This is a genomic window from Candidatus Poribacteria bacterium, from assembly GCA_021162805.1.
Classification (GTDB): domain Bacteria; phylum Poribacteria; class WGA-4E; order B28-G17; family B28-G17; genus JAGGXZ01.
The window spans coordinates 1-18,267 of record JAGGXZ010000064.1 but is presented as its reverse complement, the minus strand read 5'-3'; the positions used below and the strand labels follow the sequence as shown (position 1 = coordinate 18,267).

General features: G+C 55.6%; 18 protein-coding genes and 1 pseudogene. 4 read left to right on the top strand and 15 right to left on the bottom strand.

What is annotated here, in order from left to right:
- Nucleotides 1-18: 18 nt before the first annotated feature.
- The 14 genes from J7M22_05250 to J7M22_05185 form a co-directional block, all read right to left on the bottom strand.
- Entirely contained in the window at nt 19-312 is a 294-nt protein-coding gene (locus J7M22_05250) for an acylphosphatase (GenBank protein ID MCD6506015.1), read from the bottom strand.
- A gap of 51 nt (nt 313-363) precedes the next feature.
- The gene (locus tag J7M22_05245) at nt 364-588 is read right to left on the bottom strand and encodes a type II toxin-antitoxin system HicB family antitoxin (GenBank protein MCD6506014.1); all 225 of its coding nucleotides are present in this window, start codon (nt 586-588) and stop codon (nt 364-366) included.
- 99 nt (nt 589-687) lie between these two features.
- The gene (locus J7M22_05240; GenBank protein MCD6506013.1) at nt 688-1,908 is read right to left on the bottom strand and encodes a DegT/DnrJ/EryC1/StrS family aminotransferase; all 1,221 of its coding nucleotides are present in this window, start codon (nt 1,906-1,908) and stop codon (nt 688-690) included.
- Between the two features lie 16 nt (nt 1,909-1,924).
- Nucleotides 1,925-2,890, bottom strand: coding sequence for a tetratricopeptide repeat protein (locus tag J7M22_05235; protein ID MCD6506012.1), 966 nt, complete (start codon nt 2,888-2,890; stop codon nt 1,925-1,927).
- Nucleotides 2,891-2,899: 9 nt separating this feature from the next.
- Nucleotides 2,900-4,081 carry a YibE/F family protein gene (locus tag J7M22_05230; protein ID MCD6506011.1) on the bottom strand — a complete coding sequence of 394 codons (1,182 nt, stop codon included), beginning with the start codon at nt 4,079-4,081 and terminating at the stop codon, nt 2,900-2,902.
- A gap of 1 nt (nt 4,082) precedes the next feature.
- Complete coding sequence (gene nagA, locus J7M22_05225; protein ID MCD6506010.1) at nt 4,083-5,249, bottom strand: N-acetylglucosamine-6-phosphate deacetylase; 1,167 nt, start codon at nt 5,247-5,249, stop codon at nt 4,083-4,085.
- A 148-nt stretch (nt 5,250-5,397) separates the two neighbouring features.
- Entirely contained in the window at nt 5,398-6,180 is a 783-nt protein-coding gene (locus J7M22_05220; protein ID MCD6506009.1) for a LamG domain-containing protein, read from the bottom strand.
- Between the two features lie 54 nt (nt 6,181-6,234).
- Nucleotides 6,235-7,011 carry a LamG domain-containing protein gene (locus J7M22_05215; protein ID MCD6506008.1) on the bottom strand — a complete coding sequence of 259 codons (777 nt, stop codon included), beginning with the start codon at nt 7,009-7,011 and terminating at the stop codon, nt 6,235-6,237.
- Nucleotides 7,012-7,091: 80 nt separating this feature from the next.
- Nucleotides 7,092-7,793: a phosphoribosylanthranilate isomerase gene (locus J7M22_05210; protein ID MCD6506007.1), complete on the bottom strand. Its 702-nt coding sequence runs from the start codon at nt 7,791-7,793 to the stop codon at nt 7,092-7,094.
- Entirely contained in the window at nt 7,790-9,736 is a 1,947-nt protein-coding gene (locus J7M22_05205) for a PKD domain-containing protein (GenBank protein ID MCD6506006.1), read from the bottom strand. Before J7M22_05205 ends, J7M22_05210 begins: the two co-directional genes overlap by 4 nt.
- Before the next feature lie 12 nt (nt 9,737-9,748).
- Entirely contained in the window at nt 9,749-12,448 is a 2,700-nt protein-coding gene (locus J7M22_05200) for a cation-transporting P-type ATPase (protein ID MCD6506005.1), read from the bottom strand.
- Nucleotides 12,449-12,531: 83 nt separating this feature from the next.
- Nucleotides 12,532-13,620 carry a hypothetical protein gene (locus tag J7M22_05195; protein ID MCD6506004.1) on the bottom strand — a complete coding sequence of 363 codons (1,089 nt, stop codon included), beginning with the start codon at nt 13,618-13,620 and terminating at the stop codon, nt 12,532-12,534.
- Between the two features lie 28 nt (nt 13,621-13,648).
- Entirely contained in the window at nt 13,649-14,581 is a 933-nt protein-coding gene (locus tag J7M22_05190; protein ID MCD6506003.1) for a 4Fe-4S dicluster domain-containing protein, read from the bottom strand.
- Nucleotides 14,571-15,008: a hydrogenase iron-sulfur subunit gene (locus tag J7M22_05185; protein MCD6506002.1), complete on the bottom strand. Its 438-nt coding sequence runs from the start codon at nt 15,006-15,008 to the stop codon at nt 14,571-14,573. The genes J7M22_05190 and J7M22_05185 overlap by 11 nt, the downstream gene beginning before the upstream one ends.
- Nucleotides 15,009-15,152: 144 nt before the next feature.
- Between J7M22_05185 and J7M22_05180 the strand changes: the two genes are divergently transcribed.
- On the top strand, nt 15,153-15,905 hold the full coding sequence (locus J7M22_05180; GenBank protein ID MCD6506001.1) for a hypothetical protein: 753 nt from the start codon (nt 15,153-15,155) through the stop codon (nt 15,903-15,905).
- Here J7M22_05180 and J7M22_05175 read toward each other — a convergent pair.
- On the bottom strand, nt 15,895-16,923 hold the full coding sequence (locus J7M22_05175) for a VWA domain-containing protein (GenBank protein ID MCD6506000.1): 1,029 nt from the start codon (nt 16,921-16,923) through the stop codon (nt 15,895-15,897). The two genes, J7M22_05180 and J7M22_05175, sit on opposite strands and share 11 nt — an antisense overlap.
- A 309-nt stretch (nt 16,924-17,232) precedes the next feature.
- Here J7M22_05175 and J7M22_05170 point away from each other — a divergent pair, with 309 nt between their 5' ends.
- The 3 genes and pseudogenes from J7M22_05170 to J7M22_05160 form a co-directional block, all read left to right on the top strand.
- Nucleotides 17,233-17,586, top strand: a complete 354-nt coding sequence (locus tag J7M22_05170) for an aspartyl protease family protein (GenBank protein MCD6505999.1) — start codon at nt 17,233-17,235, stop codon at nt 17,584-17,586.
- 268 nt (nt 17,587-17,854) lie between these two features.
- Nucleotides 17,855-18,098, top strand: a pseudogene (locus tag J7M22_05165) (DUF4258 domain-containing protein).
- The coding region (locus tag J7M22_05160; GenBank protein MCD6505998.1) for a type II toxin-antitoxin system MqsA family antitoxin at nt 18,095-18,267 on the top strand (173 nt) is incomplete at its 3' end. The pseudogene J7M22_05165 and the gene J7M22_05160, both read left to right, overlap by 4 nt.

Sequence of the window (18,267 nt, the reverse complement as noted above, 5' to 3'; positions counted from 1 at the left end):
CAACCTCCGGATTTTGACTTAGGATAATCTTATCGAGAACACCCTGTATCTTCCCGAATAGGGAAGCATCTTAACCTTCACATCCTCCACCCTGGCGGAGGAGGGACCGATCCTACACCAATCTACGAACTCCATAACCGCCCCCTTGTCGCCCTCCACCACCGCTTCGACGCTTCCATCGGGAAGGTTCCTCACCCATCCCTTAAGGCCGAGGAGATGGGCTTTGTTTCTCAGAAACCACCTGAACCCAACCCCCTGGACGATCCCTTTGATCGTTATATGTGCGCCGATCTTACCGGCGAAGGAGCTCATCGATCCCCCTCCCACATCCTTTCAGCCTCCTGAGGGGTCAGTCGAGGCAGCCTAGGCAACTTTCACCTCTACAAAGGTGGTTAGAATATCCCTGCTTAGGGTCTCTCTTATCTCCTCCTCAGATAGCGTCTCCAGATAAAGTTCTATAGCTTCCTTTATGTTATCCAGCACCTCTTCCAAGGAGTCCCCCTGGGAGTGACATCCTTCAAGTTCAGGGCAAAAGGCGTAATATCCATGTTCATCCCTTTCTATAACAACGGTAACTTTATAAGGCATAATCAAACCTCCCGGCAAACCTACAGCTCAATCCTCGATCACTCCCCAGTAGCTGAAGCTATCTCGCTCAGCGATAAAGCGGGATGGATTATACCATTTTCACCTCAGCTCGTCTATGTTATCCACCACCTTTTCAACCGCCCCGGCGATATCATCCATATCCTCTTTGCTCCCCAAAAGGACGCTCTGGAAGATCCATACCACATCCCTGCAGGCCCTTTCGACGTTGGGGAGATATACCTTCGAGTAATCCATCTCCTTCCCGTAATACGGACATCCCACCGGGCAGCGTCGGATATCGGATTGGAACATCTTCTCCCTGTAGAGCGGGTTATATCCGGATGAGCAAGGGATCCCCTCCGCCCTCAGGGCAGCTATGAACCTCTCGCGGGGCAGGTTGAAAAGCTCGGAGTCGAACTTAAATATGAAGAGATGACATCCATGTCTCGTTACCCTCTCATCCCGTTTCTGGGGCTTTATGCCCTCGATATTGGAGAGCTTCTCGGCGAGATAAAGGGCGTTTCGATTCCTGGTCTCGGTCTGTTCCTCCAGCTTCGGCAGTTGTGCCAGCAACACGGCGGCCTGCCACTCGGTCATCCTGTAGTTGCCGCCCATGACGTTATGTTCATACCATGCCCCCTCCTTACGTCTGCCGCAATTGTGGATCGACCAGACCTTCTCCTCCAGCTTCTTGTCGTTGGTTGTGATCAGGCCGCCCTCGCCTGCGGGCAGGTTTTTGCTCGACTGGAAGCTGAAACAGCCCATATCGCCTATCGAACCGACCCTTTTCCCCCTCCACTCAGCCCCATGTGCCTGGGCGCAATCCTCTATAACCACAAGGCCGTGTTTTCGGGCGATGGCGTTTATCGCGTCCATATCGGCCGGACATCCGCCTATGTGTACGGGGATCACCCCCTTCGTCCTCCCCGTTATGACGGCCTCAACGCTTGAGGGATCGATGTTGAAGGTGTCGGGATCTATGTCGGCGAACACAGGTATGGCGTTTGCCGCTATGACCGAACTGGCGGTGGCTATGAAGGTGTAGGGCGGGACGATCACCTCGTCGCCCGCTCCTATCCCGGCGGCCTGGACGGCCAGCTGGAGCGCTATCGTGCCGCTCGTAACCGCCACGCCGTACTGTGCCCCGACATATCGGGCGAACTCCCGTTCGAACTGCGGCACCTTGCTCCCCCCGATGCCCCAGACGCCGCTCTCCCATACCTCCCTGAGCGCCTGCAGCACCGCCTCATCCTTGGAAGGCCATCCCGGAAAGGGTTTCGTCCTCACCGGCATTCCACCGTTTATCGCCAATTTCGCCATGTTAACCTCCATAAATTTACCGATCTTTCTTGTTCTTCTCCTCCTTAAGGTGTAGCTCTGCCTCCTTGATGTCGGCTATCAGATAGGGATCTTTGGTGAGCTCATATGCCTTTTTGTAGGCCTTGAGAGCCCCTTCGTAATCGTTCAGGTAGTATCGGTTGATCTTACCGATCCACTCCCATGCGTCGGCGTCATTCGGATCGATCGATACGACCTTCTCGTAACACTGAAGGGATTTCGAGTAATCCCGATGTCCCGTCTGATAGGTCTGGGCTTTGACCTTGAGATAATCGACCAGCTGCGATTTGAGCTCCTGATAGTTCGGATCCAGCATGTAGCCCTCTTCGAGGACCGCCAGGGCTCCGTCGAGGTCGCCCTTGTTGTATAGGAGCCTTCCGAGCTGAAGCCTCGCCTTCAGACCGAAAGGGTGATCCTCCAGGATATGGGGCTTCAGAGTCGGATCGCATTCGATCGCCCTTCTCAGCTCCCTCTCCGCCGTTTTGGGATCAGAAGCCTGGAAGTTAACCCCCAGATAGTAATGCGCCTCAGCGTTATCGGGACCTATGTCGATCACGTTGAGATAGATCCCGTTCGCCTTTTCCACTTCGCCGTGCTCGCCCAGTATCCTGGCCTTCAAAAGCAGCGCATCGACGTTATTCGGATCGCGCCTTATTATCTCATTCAGATCGTCCATGGCCTCAAATGTCCACTGGTTTCTGTAGTAGATCACCGCTATATCGTATCTCGCCTTCAACAGATCGGGGTCCTTCAGTCTGGCATACCAACTCGCCACCATGGCGTCGGCCATTCGCCCCTGGGCGAGGAACCTATCGGCCCTCGTGAGATACTCCTCGCCGCTTAGCGGCAGCTCCCCTCCCGTTCTCCTCACCCATGAGCTGAGCGAGAGGAGAGCGATCATGATGAAAACAGCTATCAGGCCGAACTCAACCCAAAATCCCTTTCCGATCTTCGGCGGTCTCATCGGGCACCCCTAAAATTTGGGCTTCGGTTTCCGACAGTACCATAAACCGGCTATCAGGGCGGTCAACGGTATGGTTATGACCATCCCGATGCTTCCGGCCAGCATCCTGATCACCTCGGCCGAGATGACATCCACGCTCAGAAGCTGCATGCCCGTCTGTGCGAAGATCTTGGTGCCGAGGGAGGCCATCACCAGGAGAAGCCTCAGGCCGAAATAGGCGAAGACGAGCGTATTGGACATCGTCCCCAGAACGTCCGTCCCGACGTTCATCCCGGCTCTGATCAACCTCGGCGCCGTGATGTCAGGATCGGCCCGTTTGATCTCATCCATAGCGGAGGCCACATCTATCGAGGCATCCATTGCCACCCCTAAAACGCCGATGATCATGCCGCCTAGAAGCAGCTTCTCGAAATTGAAACCCATCTCCTTCACCCCGCTTGAGCCCAACGCCTCGATGATGGAAGCCACGTTGGCCGTGGCCATACCGGTCAGATGAAGCCTGTGCTGTGCGTAAGCAACCAGGCCGGTTGCTATTATCACTCCGCCTATCGTCCCAAGCACCGCCGAAAAGGTCTTTCGGTTGAACCCGACGATCGACATGAGCGAGAGTATAGCTATGATGGCGGAGACCAAACAGACGGAGAGAATCGGGTCGTGTCCGCCCCTCAAAAGCGGCATCATCACCAGATATATCGCCATCCCGGAAAGGATGAGGGCGAGGGCGTTCCGAACTCCCTGCACCCTTCCCACGACCACTATGAGAATTAGAAGCAAACCCACCAGGAAGATGATGAAGCTGTCCCTATCGTATTCCTGGATCAACCCTACGGCGTCCAGGTTATCGCCCGTGCCGGTCACACGACAGAGTATCGTATCCCCCACGGAGATATACCTGCTTATAAGCGGGAGAGCCAGAGGCTTGATGACGTTCCTCAACACGATATGCCTGCCCCTGTATCTGCCGCCGAGAAGCTCAACCTCGAGCACGTGGTTGACGCTCCCCCTCTCCTCGAACACCTTGGTGTCCAGAAGCCTGACCACCTTCCCCTTCACGTATTCGGTGATCGACGAGTCAGGTCCTTCGCCGGATCGGCTTATGACGGCGTTGTTATGCAGGTTCAGGTTGTAAGAGACATATGTGAGGAGCGTTATGAGGAATATCGCTATGGGGATCAGCCAGCGCCCTCTCATCTCAGATCTCCTCTTTCCGATAGACGATTCTGCCGCCCACTATGGTCGCCCATATAGAGAGATCGGGATCCAGTATAACCAGATCTCCATCCTTGCCTACTTCTATGCTTCCTTTTCTATCCTCCATTCCAATCGCCCTCGCTGGATTTTCCGTAACGGTCCTGATCGCCACATCGAGCGGACAGCCGGTGAACTCCATGAGCCGCTCGATCATCCGATTCAATCCCATCGAGGTACCGATCAGGGTGCCGTCGGCATATCTGGCCGTCCCATCCCTGGATTCGTATTCGATCCCGTTGTAGATATATCTTCCCTCCGGAAGACCCATCGCCTGCATTCCGTCCGTGATCGTTATGCTCCGTCGAGGGCCTATGAGGTTAAACGCCCACCTCAACACCTTGGGATGAAGGTGAACGCCGTCCGTTATGATCTGAACGTCTAGATCCTCCGACTCGAAGATAGCTAGCAGGGGGCCGGGGTTCCGATGATGAAATGAGGCCATGGCGTTGAAGAGATGCGTCACATGTGATATCCCGGCCTTTATGCCCTCCAGCGTCTCCTCATACGAGGCGCTGGTATGGCCGAGCGAGGGGACTATCCCCCGATCGCGAAGCTCCTCTATTATCCCCAGACTTCCCTTCAGCTCCGGCGCTATCGTCATGATCCTCAACGTTCCACCTGTCAGTTCCAATATCTCCCCAAGGATCTCCTTCGATGGCGAACATATACAATCGGGCCGGATCATCCCCCTCTTTTCGGGCGATATGAAGGGGCCTTCCAGATGGATCCCCAGGAGATCCGCGCCTCCCAGGTCCCTGCCGACGTTTTCCGCGGCGACGCCGATATGGCGGTTATCCCCTTTCGGGCGAAACACGGTGGTAGCGAGGAAAGAGGTGGTGCCGAACCGCGCGCAGGTTCGGGAGATGGCCTGAAGGGCTTCCGGGCTTCCATCCAGCACATCACCGCCTCCCGCGCCCTGAATGTGCACGTCTATAAAACCGGGGGCGACGACGCGACCTTCGGCGTCCAGGCTCCTGACCGAGCTCACCTCAGGATCGGGTTCGCCTATTCGGATTATAACCCCATCCCTGATCGATATCGAGACGAGCTCATCCCCGGATGAGTTGAAAAGCCTGCAGTTCCTCACGATCAATTCTTTACGATCCATCGCCCGGTATCCTCCACCCCGGCGATTCGGCCGTATTATCGCCGGTCGAAGATCAGATCGCCCTTTGGCCTATTTTATACTTAAAACCATATCGTGTCAAGAATTTCAGGAGGGGGGGCAGGGTATAACCCTGCCCATGGCGATAAGGTCAGAACGTCTTGACGGCGCCCCAGAAGGTGGCGAGACAGTTTTTGCCCGTCACGGCGGAGGGGATGGGGGGCCCGTTCTCCATGAGGCTCTTTATCTCATCCTGGGAAAGGGCCTTGCCGAACAGGACGAAATCGTCCATCAATCCGGTGAAGGGTCTAGCGTTATCTATGTTATATCCGACCCGTGCGCCCAATCCCCAGTCGCCGGCGATGTCCACATCCGCCATGGCGTCGACCGCCTGGAGCACCTCGCCGTTGATGTAGAGGATCGCCTTCTTGGCGGATCTATCGTAGGTTCCGGCATAGTGTATCCACTCGCCCCATGTCACCGTTCCGGCCTTGATATCGCAGATCTTGTTGGAGCCGTAGCCGCGGAGACAGAACCTGAATCTCCCGTCGCTGCGTAGTTCGGGGTGGATGAGCCAGGTTTCGTCAGACGCCCTCGCGTTAAATATGGCGTGGCTATCGCCGGTGTTCTCGCAGTTCACCCATGCGGCGATCGTGAAGGCGGAGGTTGGGATATCCTCTTTGGGGAAATTGGCCCCGTCCAGGTCGATATAGCTTCCCTTCTCGAACTTGGCCGCCTTCCCCCTTTTGCCGTCAACCTGCGTGATGTTGCCGACGATCTTGCCGTCATGGCCGTTGCCCGATTCGTCGACCACCGTATCGCCGACGATCTTATCGTAGCTGTAGTAGATCACTATCTCCGGGGCGGCCAGACTCCAAACGGCCATCCCGAGGGCGAAGGCCCAGATAAGCGCCAGCATCCCTAATCGCTTCATCTTTACCCTCCTCTTAGGTTAAGATTCGGGCGGTTGGACCGCCCGCGTTACACCTTAAAACCTCTTCAGATCTCCCCAGACTGTCGCTAATTTATCCTGAGCTGAGACGGCTTTGGGCAGAGGCCCGTTCTCCATCAAGTTCTTTATCTCGTCGGGCGTCAGCGCTTTAGCCCAGATGCAGAGATCATCCATTATGCCCGTGAAAGGTCTGGCGTTGTCTATGTTATATCCCACACGGGCTCCCTGGGTCCAATCCTTCATCAGCTTAAGCTTGGAGGTGTTCTGCTTTGCGACCTCCTTGCCGTTTATATAGAGGGCCGCATAACCCTGGATGGAACTGTATACCCCCGCATAATGGAGCCAGGTGTCCCATTCCACCGTCCCCGCTCTGATGTCGAATATGGTTGATCCTCCCTTCGTCCTCAACAGCCATCTGAACTGGCCGTTGCTGCGCAGCTCCGGATGAACTATCCATGTCCCATCGCCGCCTCGGACGTTGAAAATGGCGTGGTGATCTCCCGTCTTCTGACATTTCACCCATGCACAGACCGACATCTCGTCCTCGGGTATGTCATCGGCGGGGAAGTTAGCTCCATCCAGATCCAAATAGCTGCCCCTCTCGAATTGCGCTCCCATTCCCCGCTTGCCCGGAACCTGCGTGATGTTGCCGACGATCTTGCCGTCATGGCCATGTCCAGATTTGTCGATGACGAACCCGTTCTGGAAATCCTCGTAGTCGTAGTAGATTATAAGCTCTGGAACCGGTATAGCCGCCCAGGATAGAATTGCGCCGCTGAATACCAGGGCCAAAGCCACAACAAGCCTCCCCATCTTCCACCTTCCTCCTTCTCAGGTCTTCGAGTTCAAAGGGATCTTCGATAAGAAACCGGTTTCTATCTCTTATTATAAATTTAGGAGGGGCCTGTTGTCAATCGATCTATCACGTTCAACAGCTTTTTCAGCTTTACCGGATCACGCTTGCCCGGTCTGATCTCGACCCCGCTACAGAGATCTATCCCATAGGGATCGACAAGGCGAACGGCCTCTGACACGTTTTCAGGCGTTATACCACCTGATAGGAAGATAGGTGCTTCCACCCTTTTTATCAGCTCGGCGGTGATCCTCCAATCATGCCGTTTACCCGTCCCCCCGCGCCTCGTGGAAGTGGATGTGTCGATCAGGAAGGCCCTAACCCCCACCTTTATATATCTTAGCATAACCCCCGTCATTCTTTCAACTGCCTCATGAATAACGTCCGCTGTCGGCCGTCCGCAGTCCGCCGTTACGATGGGCGGCAGGAAGAGGGTTTTCCATATCTCTGCCCTTATCAGTCCCGCCAGAACACGTATCCTCCCAGGTGGAGAATCATCCATCAGCTGGACGGCATGTGGCCGAAGTTTACGATCGAGATCGATGATCCGATAGATCGGCATCCCATAGAGAACGGCGACGACGGGTGTATGAAGCCCTGCCGCGATATGCACCGCCTCTTCCAGAGATAGGGACCTCTCCGAAAAGGGAACATCGACCAATATCCCGATGAAATCAGCCCCGGCGCTTTGCGCCATAAGGGCATCCTCCAGGTTGGTCGTCCCGCATATCTTCACCTTCAACGCATTCCCCTCAGTTTCATCTCAGCCCAGGTGGTGGGAAGCTTCCACAACGGATGAACCGCCTTTGGAAGACCGCTCACCACAACGGATTGATCGACGACGTTGACCGGTTCCAGATAATCGCTTGTCCTGGCCACGTCTGTCCCCCCGTTTATGGGCACCTTGGGCTGATCTATGTAGATGTCAAGCAGCCTGTGCTCGCCGTCCGTTATCTGGATGTTATCGACGAAGAAGGAGACCTTCCCCGACGAGGGGTTATCTATGATCGAGCCGAGCATAACCCTCTTCAATGTCTCGCCCGCAAGCAGATCGAGCGATATCTTCCTATGATACCACCTGTTAAGCGCCGCATGCTTGAGATTTTCCACAGGCTGACTTAGATCCGTCGAGACATCGGCCTCCAATCCATACTGATCCTTCGCCGTCTTATCGCCCGAACGGACCATTCCCAGGGTGATCCCATCCGATGTCAGGAGATCAACCCCGCCGTTATAAGCCGCTCCCCCCGACAGGAAGATTATCTGATACTCCAGGAACTGGCCGCTTTTTATCTCGTATTCACCCTCCCATATGTCCACGAAACAGTGGGCGTGCTCGCCGGATTTAACCACCTTGAAGTTCATCATAAGGGAGGGGCTGTGTGCCTTGTGTTCCCTTATCGCCGGCTCCAACTTGGCCGAGATTCGGATCTCCCGAACGGTCTGTGCCGAAAGGCCCGCATCATCCTTGACGACGAGCTTAACCAGGTATTGCCCCGGCGAGAGGTAGGAATGAACCACGCGCTGGCCCGATAAGGTAACGCCGTCGCCGAAATCCCATTCGTATAAGACGATCTGCCCGTCGGGATCCGAAGAGCTCGAGGCGTCGAAGACGATCTCCTCGCCAGCCACAAGGCTCCCCTCGATCTTGAAGGAAGCGGTTGGAGGCCGCTTCGGTTTGCCGGATATGACGAGATCTTTACGCGCCGTGACCGAGCTCCCTTTGTCATCCGTGACGGTAAGCTTAACCGTATAGGTGCCCTCCGATGTATAGATATGGCTTATGACCTTCTTATCCGAGCTACCGCCGTCGCCGAAATCCCATTCGTATAAGACGATCTGCCCGTCGGGATCCGAGGAGCTCGAGGCGTCGAAATTAATCGACTCCCCAACAACCTGGTTGCCCGCTATAACCATGACCGGTATGGGAGGAAGGTTCTGTACCTCGACCTTTTCGATCTCGATCGTCCTGGACAAAGGGGATGAGGCGCCCTTATCATCCGTTACGGTCAAAAGAACTGTATAGGTTCCGCCCTTGGAATATACATGTTGAACCACCACCCCATCACCCTTTTCCCCGTCGCCGAAATCCCATTCGTATGAGACGATTTGACCGTCAGGATCGGTCGAGGCTGAGGCGTCAAAGGTGATGGACCGGTTCGCCTTGAGATCACCCGATATCTGAAACGAGGGTTGAGGAGGTTGATTGGCCGCGGGAGGGATCAGGGTGGCGTTTTGGACGATCATGGAGATCTCGTTAGCGTTCGGATCGGAGGCCAGCACATTGGCCAGCTCGATCGAGGATCGGAGATGGGATTTGACCTTAAACGTCACTTTGGCTATCGTTCCCTCACCGGAAAGGCCTGATACGTTTCCAAGCCTGGAGACGGCCAGCCCTGAAGCCGTCCCCATCCCATCATCGGCCGGAGGGTTGAAAAAGGTCGGGGCACCATCGGAGGATAGAAAATCACCCTCCTCGGCGGAGACGAAACTCAATACCTTCGGATCATACCGCACGTCGAGCTGGATGCCGAAGAGGTTCTGGACATCCTTCACCTTGATCTCGACCGTGACGAGCTCACCTATGGAAGGAAGCTGGATCTCGTCCGGCGATATATACAGAACTTCGCAGAACGCGGGAGACGATATGATGAGAAATAGAAACAAACATATCTCTCTCTTCATCTTCTCACCTCATCAGGCGTTTAAAGGCAAAAGAGGTATGAGGCACAGGACGCCGATCCACGCCCACTCCACGCCTATCGGCGAAAATCCGAGAAGATTTGCCAGGGGGGTGAGATATATGGAGGTGATATGCGCCGCCATGGCTAAAAGCACAAGGGCGAGCAAAGGCCTGTTGGCCACAATCCTTTCGAGCAGCCCCTCCCTTCGACCGCGATGACACTGAAAGATGAAGAGAAGCTGGGCCAAAAGCAGGATCGTCACTACGGTCGTGCGAAACCTGAGCTCTAGGGATTCGTCATATCTCGAGAATTCAAGCGTCAAAACCCCGCCTAACAGAGCCATGAGCGCCAATACAACCCCGCGAAGCAAGATGTCAACCTTATATCCCTCGTTGATCCTCACCTTCCTGATCGAGGACACACACCGGTCGGAGGATAGCCCGACCTCGGCCATCAGGCCGATCGAGGGAAGCATCACGGCCCAAAAATTGAGCCACAGTATCTGTCTCAGTCTCATCGGCAGTGGGAAACCATCCGCCCAAAAGGTCAAGAGCAGAAATGAGATCAGAAGGGTCAACCCCTGACCGAGGTGTGATGAGAGAAGCCACTTGATGGCGTTGTAAACCGAGAGGAAGGTCGATCTGACGAGGTTGAACGCCTTTGCAAACCCATCCAGCCCCCCCTGACTTAAGGCGATATCCGATTCCTCCACCAGCAGATCGCTCCCACGATGTAAGGATGTGATCTTCACGTCCGAGGCCTTGAAAGGCGACCAATCCTCATGTCTGATACTCATAAATCCCACTTTATGTTTCTTGGACTGCGAAACCCTTATCACCTTCTCCTTGTTCCGCGGCGAAAGGGAGAGGTATAACGAAACGCGATCTATCTGCTCCTCCAACTGCTGATCGGTCATCTCCCCTATCTCCTCATCCGCCAGCATGGAGGTTCTTGAGTCGATCAGACCTATATCTCTCGCGAGGTCACACGCGAACTCCGGATCATCATCGCTCATTATTACCACCCTCATTCCCGACTCCCTGCAGGATGAGATCGCGCCCGCGATCCCATCCCTTACCGGATTCTTCAACCCCAACAGACCGACCAGCGTGAGGCCGAATTCGGCCTTCTCGGGGTTATACTCCCCCTCCTCCACCTCCTCGGGCTGACCGTATGCCAGGGCGATGACCTTCAGCCCCTCCCTCTCCATATGCGCCGCCACATTTCTGAGCGCCTCTTTTCTCTCGCCGTCCATCCCACCCTGTGAACCGAACACGAGGATGTGGGAGCATTTGCTGAGCATCTCCCCGACGTATCCGGCCATGAAGGTGAAACAGGTTCCACCGGGATCTCGCATGACAACCGCCCGAAAGGAACCGTCCTCGCCATTCCGCTCCGATATCTTTTCCAGCGTGGCCAGATACTCCGTCAACGGGAGATCAAGCTCCCTGCAAAATCCCTCCAGCTCCTCATCGAACGAGTATTCGTCCAACAGCCGTAGTGCTCTGCCCTCGTTCCAACGGGAATTCAACGAGAAATAGGCCGTCGTAGCGAGCAGTTTCAGATCATCCGCGAGCTCCTTCTCATCCTCCTCATCACCCTTCTCCTCCTCGCCTTCCTCTCCCCCCTGGTCGTTCTCCTTTTTCGCATCTCCCAAGGATATGATCTCCCTCATCTCCTCCCTCGTCATTAGCCTGCCATCCAGGAAGACCATATCCACCAGATATCTGTCCTCGGTTATCCCCCACTCCCTTTCCACACATAGGATCGATAGATCGTCGATATCATCCATTCCGATCAGACGCTTCATCAGCGCATATCGCTGATTTATCATCCCGAAGGAACGCAGGATCATGCCCGATGTCAGCAGTGAGAGCGTCCACGGGAAGGAGGCGACGATAAAGCCCGAGCCGAAGCTCAAGCTATAGGCGAAATTCCTCCTAAACGCCCATAGGGTGACGAAGGTTATCAATCCGAATATCAGCGATGCTAGGAGCGCCCTGACGGATATATCATTGGCGATCAACTGCGGCTCGGTCTCCTCATAATGTCGCCCGATCCTCCGTCTCCCCGGGAGGGAAACCTCGTCGTCCACCGCCACCACCACCCCCATCCCTTTCCCCTCCAGGACGAATGAACCTCTATAGATCATGTTGTGCCTCTCAGGAGGGGAGACGTCCGGCTGACAGACATCCGCTCTCTTCTCGGCGATAGGGTTATCGGGCCAGATCCGGTTTTGATCGACCTTTAACCCCTCGGATTTCACGATCCTCACATCGGCGGGGACCCTATCGCCGGCTTCAAAGACGATCAGATCCCCGGGCACGATCGCCGTCTCTCTCGCCTCTATGAGCTCGCCTTCCCTGACAACCTTGACCTTGCCTTCGGGAATAGGGACCTTATCCATTGCCCTGGAGGAGATACGGCGGGCGAGAAGGAGGATGAGGGACCCCAGAGCGGCGAACGAGAGAAGGGCTATCGCCTCGCCCCTTTCACCCGTGAGCATCAGGGCGATGAAGGAAAGGATTAAAATCGCGAGGTAGATCACAAGATATCGCTGAATCGGAGGGGTATACCGGAAGACCTCCGCGCGAGGAGGGGCGCGCTTGATCAGCCTGGATGGAACCTCATCGTTTTTCAGCCCTTTTGTCAGATCGGTGTTAAGCTCCTGAGCGAGCTGAGATATATCGATGGCGTGCCATTCCGATTCCATCAGTTGACTCCCCCGGAAATCACCCCGCGCCGTTTAACGTGAGGGCGGTTGAAACCGCCCGCATGGGAGAGCTGTGGTTGACCTCAAGGCTTATATCTGAGGACGAATCCCCATTCTCCTGTGATCCAACAGTGCTTGGGATCGAGAACGGAGAGGCCACGGAACTCGTAGTTTTTGCTCCTGGTCGGGCTCGTCCAGTCCTCCTTCGTCCAGGTTTTGCCTCCATCGGTGGTATGTAGGATCGTTCCCATCGCTCCGACCGCCCAGCCCTCTTTGCCGTTCGGCAGGAAGTAGACGTCCTTTAGATTCTCCTCGACGGGGCTTTTCTGTCGCTTCCAGGTTTTACCGCCGTCCTCGGTGTGGATTATTATACCGTAATCTCCCACAGCCCATCCTTTCAGCTCGTTGATGAAATGAACGCCCCATAGCACGAGGTTATACTCCTGCGCCATCTGCTCCAGACCGCTGGTCTGAGGTTTCCACGTCCTGCCGCCGTCCTCGGTGTGGAGTATCTCGCCGTTCTGTCCCACCGTCCATCCCTTCTTCTCGTTGACGAAACAGACATCGGATAACATCACCTCGCCTTCACCCACGCCGGAAGGAGGCTTGCCGCCCTTGAGGATCTTCCAGGTCCTTCCATCCCGTGTCCGCAGTATCGTCTCACCCATTCCGACGGCATATCCGAGCTTGGGGGTGAGGAAGGTCACACCATAAAGCCAGTTCTGAACCTTGCTTATCTGCGCCTTCCACGTTTTCCCGCCATCCTTGGTCATGATTATAGTTCCATCGGCCCCGACGGCCCATCCGAGGCTGTTGTTGAGGAAACAAAGATCCCAAAGCGTATGTCCCGCCGGGTTCTCCTGCGCCTCCCAGGTCTTCCCGCCATCGGTCGTATGGAGGACTATCCCCTTGTCCTCCGTGAATTTACCGCCAACCGCCCATCCTTCCTTCGGGCTGACGAATTGAATGGCATAGAGATCGATATCCGAGTTCGGATCGGACTTGTAGATAAGCTCCCAGGAACCACCGAAGGCGAGGGAGCTCAGGCAGACCAGAACTACGCCCACGACGACAGAGGTCCAGTTACGGATGAACATGGCAAATTCCTCCTCCTTCGCTTTCAACTCTTCATAGACGCCCTTTAGTATAGCACCGCTTCCCGACCATGTCAAGCGATTCCTCCGCAGTCTAGGGCTTAAGTCAAAGGATGAAATCCCCCGGATCATCCTGCGAGAAGGTCGTCAACAGGTCAGGTTCATCGACGCTCAGCCCCGCCACATATCCGAACATCTCCTCGGCGATCCTCTCGATCTTGCGCGTCAGGAGGTGGAGCCTTATGTCCATCGGACAGGCCCTCTCACACGCCCCGCATCCGACGCACCGACCGGCCAGATGCATCATCCTGATCAGATGAAAGGTGATGTTTTCCTTAACCTGCACCCCTCTGCCGACCCATTTCGGCCGAAGGCTTTCCGCGAAACACTCCTCACAGAAACAGAGGGGACACGCGTTTCGGCAGGCGTAACATCTGATACACCGCTCGAACTCCCTCCTGAAGAGCTCCCATCTCTCCTCACCGCTCAGCCTCTCTATCCCCTCGATCTCATCGTAGGGATTCCGGCTCTGATCCACCTCCACGGGCTCCTCGATCAGCTCGTCGTATATGACGGGATTGGGATATCTGCATGAACGGCAGGCCTCGAAGGATATCTCCTCACCCTCAAACCTCCTCCGTGTCCCATTGAGATGAACGGCTATCCCGTCCGGCTCCCATTCGGCATCCTCCGGAGGGGTGGGAAACCTCCTGCGGTCGATGATCCCGCGACACGGCGCCCCCAGTATGAAGAGGTTCTCGCGCCTGAGCTGATTGGCCTTCAACAGCTCGACGACCGCCCTCGAGTCGCAGCCTTTGAGGATGACGGCCACCCTCCTATCGCACAGGTCACGGAGATATCTGGCCAGATTGACATCACAGAGCGGATTCCAGACGAGACGATCCACCCCGTCGGGCTCCTCGATAAACTCCGGTCCGATCCTGCCCGAGGGACGTCGCGCGTATCCCAGGACGACCTCCACCCTCCCCTCGTCCAGCAGTTCCCTGAACCTCGCCCGCATTCTCTCCTCAGCTCTCATCGATCGACGCCTCCGCGTTCACGTTCAGCTTCTCAAAACGCCCTATCTCCCTCACCCTATCGGAGATCCGCCTGATGATCTCGGCGAATTTCCCCCCCTCTGAGGCGGAGATCCAGGCGAAGAAAACCCGCCCTTCCTCTATGCCGACGTAATCCAGCAGGCTTTTGAGGAAGGCGAATCTGCGTCTGGCTATCAGGTTGCCGCTCGTGTAATGACAGTCCCCGGGATGACATCCCGATACCAACACGGCATCCGCGCCGTCGTGAAGCGCCTTGATCACAAGCATCGGGTCGACCCTGCCCGAACAGGGAACCCTGACGATGCGCACCTCCGTCGGATATTGAAGCCGGCTTACGCCGGCGAGGTCCGCGCCCGCATAACTGCACCAGTTACACAGAAAGGCCACGATCTTCAGCCTCTCCTTCACCTCGCCTCCTCCTCGACGGATATGTATGCAGGTAAAGTATATCACAACCTCGAAGGCCGAGTCAAAACCTTACGCTGGGTGGTTGCCGGTGAGACGGCGAGACGGTATAATCTTGAGGATATCTCATCCTCAGCGAGGTGAAGGATGCTCAACAGACCGATAGTGATCAGCCACAGGGGCAACTCGGGCGAGGCGCCGATGAACACCCTGATCGCCATTGAAGAGGCCATCCGATTGGGCGCCGATATGGTGGAGGTGGATGTCAACCTGACCGCCGACGGGGTCCCCATATTGATCCATAACCCAACCGTCGATGAGACCACCGACGGCACGGGACCGGTATCCGGCTATACCTTCGATGAGATCAGAAAGCTGGACGCGGGCTCGTGGAAGGGGAGAAAGTACGCCGGGGAGAGGATACCATCTCTGATGGAGGCCCTCGAGCTGGGAAAGGGTAAAATAGGGTTCTCGCTCGACCTTAAGACCGAAAAGGCCATCCCGGCACTCCTCAAAGCCGTAACCGATGCGGGGATGAGAGACGAGGTGGTGATATGCGGATGCTACGTCCCGACGGCGAGGATGATAAAGGAGATGGACCCCAACCTGACCGTCCTCCTCAACCTCCATCCCGACGTGGAGAAACTCGCCAGGAACGGACGGACGGATGAGTTCATCTCAACCTATATATCTCAGGCCAGAACGGCGGGACTGCCCGCCCTGAACCTCAACCACAGATATCTCACCCCGAAGCTCCTCCGCAGGGCACATATGCAGGCGCTCTCGGTCTGGACCTTCACCGTCGACGATGAGCCGACGATGCGCGAGCTTATCGAGATGGGGGTCGACGCGATCTACACCAACTACCCGCGAAGGCTGATAAACCTCCTTAATCCCTGAGCTTCCATATGGGTAGCCAGCTCCCGCCCGTCATCAGGGCGATCGATCTCTGAAACGGATCGGGCAGGCCTATGACGTCGACCCTGATCCGCTTTCGCCTGATCAGGTCCATCACCTCATTCGAGCTGTGCTTCCCCGAGACATACTCGTCCGTGATGAACACGAACCGCCGATCGGCGCCGGGACGGAACTCTATCTCATTGGCCGCCTTCCATAGGGCGTCCAGCGCCCTCTCATCCGCCCGACACCTTATCCCTCTGAGCAGCCTTTTCACATCGTCGATCCGCCTCATCGGCCTGGATATCAGGACATCCCTGCCTATGATCGAATACGCGAGGCTGTGCCTGAACTGAACGACGATGATCCTGTAATCCACCCCGCCCCCCCTCAGCTTCTCCAGCATATCCTCCAGATGCATCTCCACATAGAATATATCGTTCGCCATGCTCTCGCTCGTGTCTATCACCAGGACGAGATCCAGCTTGTCGCCGCCCTGCCGCGCCATCCTCTCACCGAGATATGCCAGAGGGGAATCGGGCACATCGAGCTCGACCGTCGGATCGAGCAAGGGCCTGAAATCGTGAAGAGCATCGATGTGAGGGGACACGCGGGGAACGACCGGCCTCTTAGGCTTGAACTTCAACGCAAAGATCTTCCCCTCCCCGCCGCCTCCGCCATAGGACAGGGGAACGGAGCCGGAATCCGATATACGGGGCTCCGCCGGCGTATACGTCGGCGACATCGCACTCATCCGAATTTGAACGGGATGAGGGGAAGGATGAAACGAAAGGGCGGGGGAACGCACCTCGACCGATCCCGAATCGAGGGATAGCACAGGAAGACGATGGGTCATAGGACGACGAGGTCTCCTGTAAATCCGAATCAAGGAGACCTCGGTGGTCGATCCGATCCTCCCGGACGAGTTGGGACGAATGAGGAGATAGATCGATACCAGCCCGATGAGATGCAACAGAACCGATATTAAGAGGGCATGTAAGGAGAAAAGGTTCCTGGACATCCCCCACCTCCCTTTGCCTGCAGATCGGGAAAACGCCCCTTGAGGATCGAGGGTTTACGGCTTTCATCCCCTATCTCGCCCCGCTACAATATACCCCATCGTCGCGGCGAGCTGGTCTAAATTCTAGATTAAGGTTCAGGTTCAGGTTGAGAAGATTATGTACCTTTGCCTCTTAAGAGAAGTTGCGTTTTCTGGTCGGTAAAGCTATAATAATCCAGTCCGGCTACAGATATCCCGTCGTGCGTTAGCACGTCTAACGTTCAACGTTCTAACGTTTAACGCTTTAAGACCTTTGTGGGGAGTAGCGTAATGGGCATAACCTATATTGAGGGAACGGTGCGGGGTCCTAAAGGGGAGGAGCAGGTTAGGTTTCTTGTGGACAGTGGAGCCACCTATACTTTGCTCTCCGAACCCGTGTGGCGAAAAATCGGGCTTTCCCCGAAGCGGGAACATGTCTTTGTTTTGGCAGATGGGCGCACAGTCACGCGGAAGGTTTCTGAATGCTATATCGTTCTGCCCCAGGGGGAGGGGCACACACCTGTGATCCTGGGCGAACCAGGGGATGATGAGGCGCTTTTGGGCGTGGTGACCCTCGAGGTCCTGGGCCTGGTGTTTGACCCCTTCAGGCGCACCTTGGAGCCGATGCGCATGCTTCTTGTCTGACGAATGGAGGCCGAGCCGAGATATCGCTCTATCGGGGAAAATATCGGCATCGTGCTGGCCCGGCTTTTGGGCATGCGTATGATTTATGACCTTATGATTAATGGGGGTGCAGGATGCCGTTGAGTGGTAAAGTTCTACGTTCCTTAAGAGGGATCCAAAAGACTTCGGACCTTGGATCTCGGACTTTGGACAAAAACTGTAATCCAGATGCAGGAGCTTTAACTTGAAGCTTAGAAGGATTGAGTTTCGCCTTCACGCTATCAGGCGGATGTTCGAAAGGGAGATATCCGATGAGGAGGTTCTCAAAGTGATCCAGGAAGGCGAGATAATTAGAGGAATATCCAAATGATGAACCGTATCCAAGCATGCTCATCTTGGGCTTCGTAAATGATCGTCCTATTCATGTAGTGCTTGCTGTAAATGAGGAGGAAAGCATGGGGATTGTAGTTACCGCCTACCAGCCCGACCCTTCACTCTGGAGAGATAACTTCCGCAGGAGGAGAAAACCATGAGATGTGTCATCTGCAAGAAGGGGGAAACCCGTAAAGGCTATACTACCGTTACCTTGGAACGGAAGGGAGTGACGATCGTTTTTCAGAACGTCCCCGCTCAAATCTGTGGAAATTGCGGAGAGGAATATGTATCGGCTGAGGTGACAAATCATCTGATGAGGATGGCCGA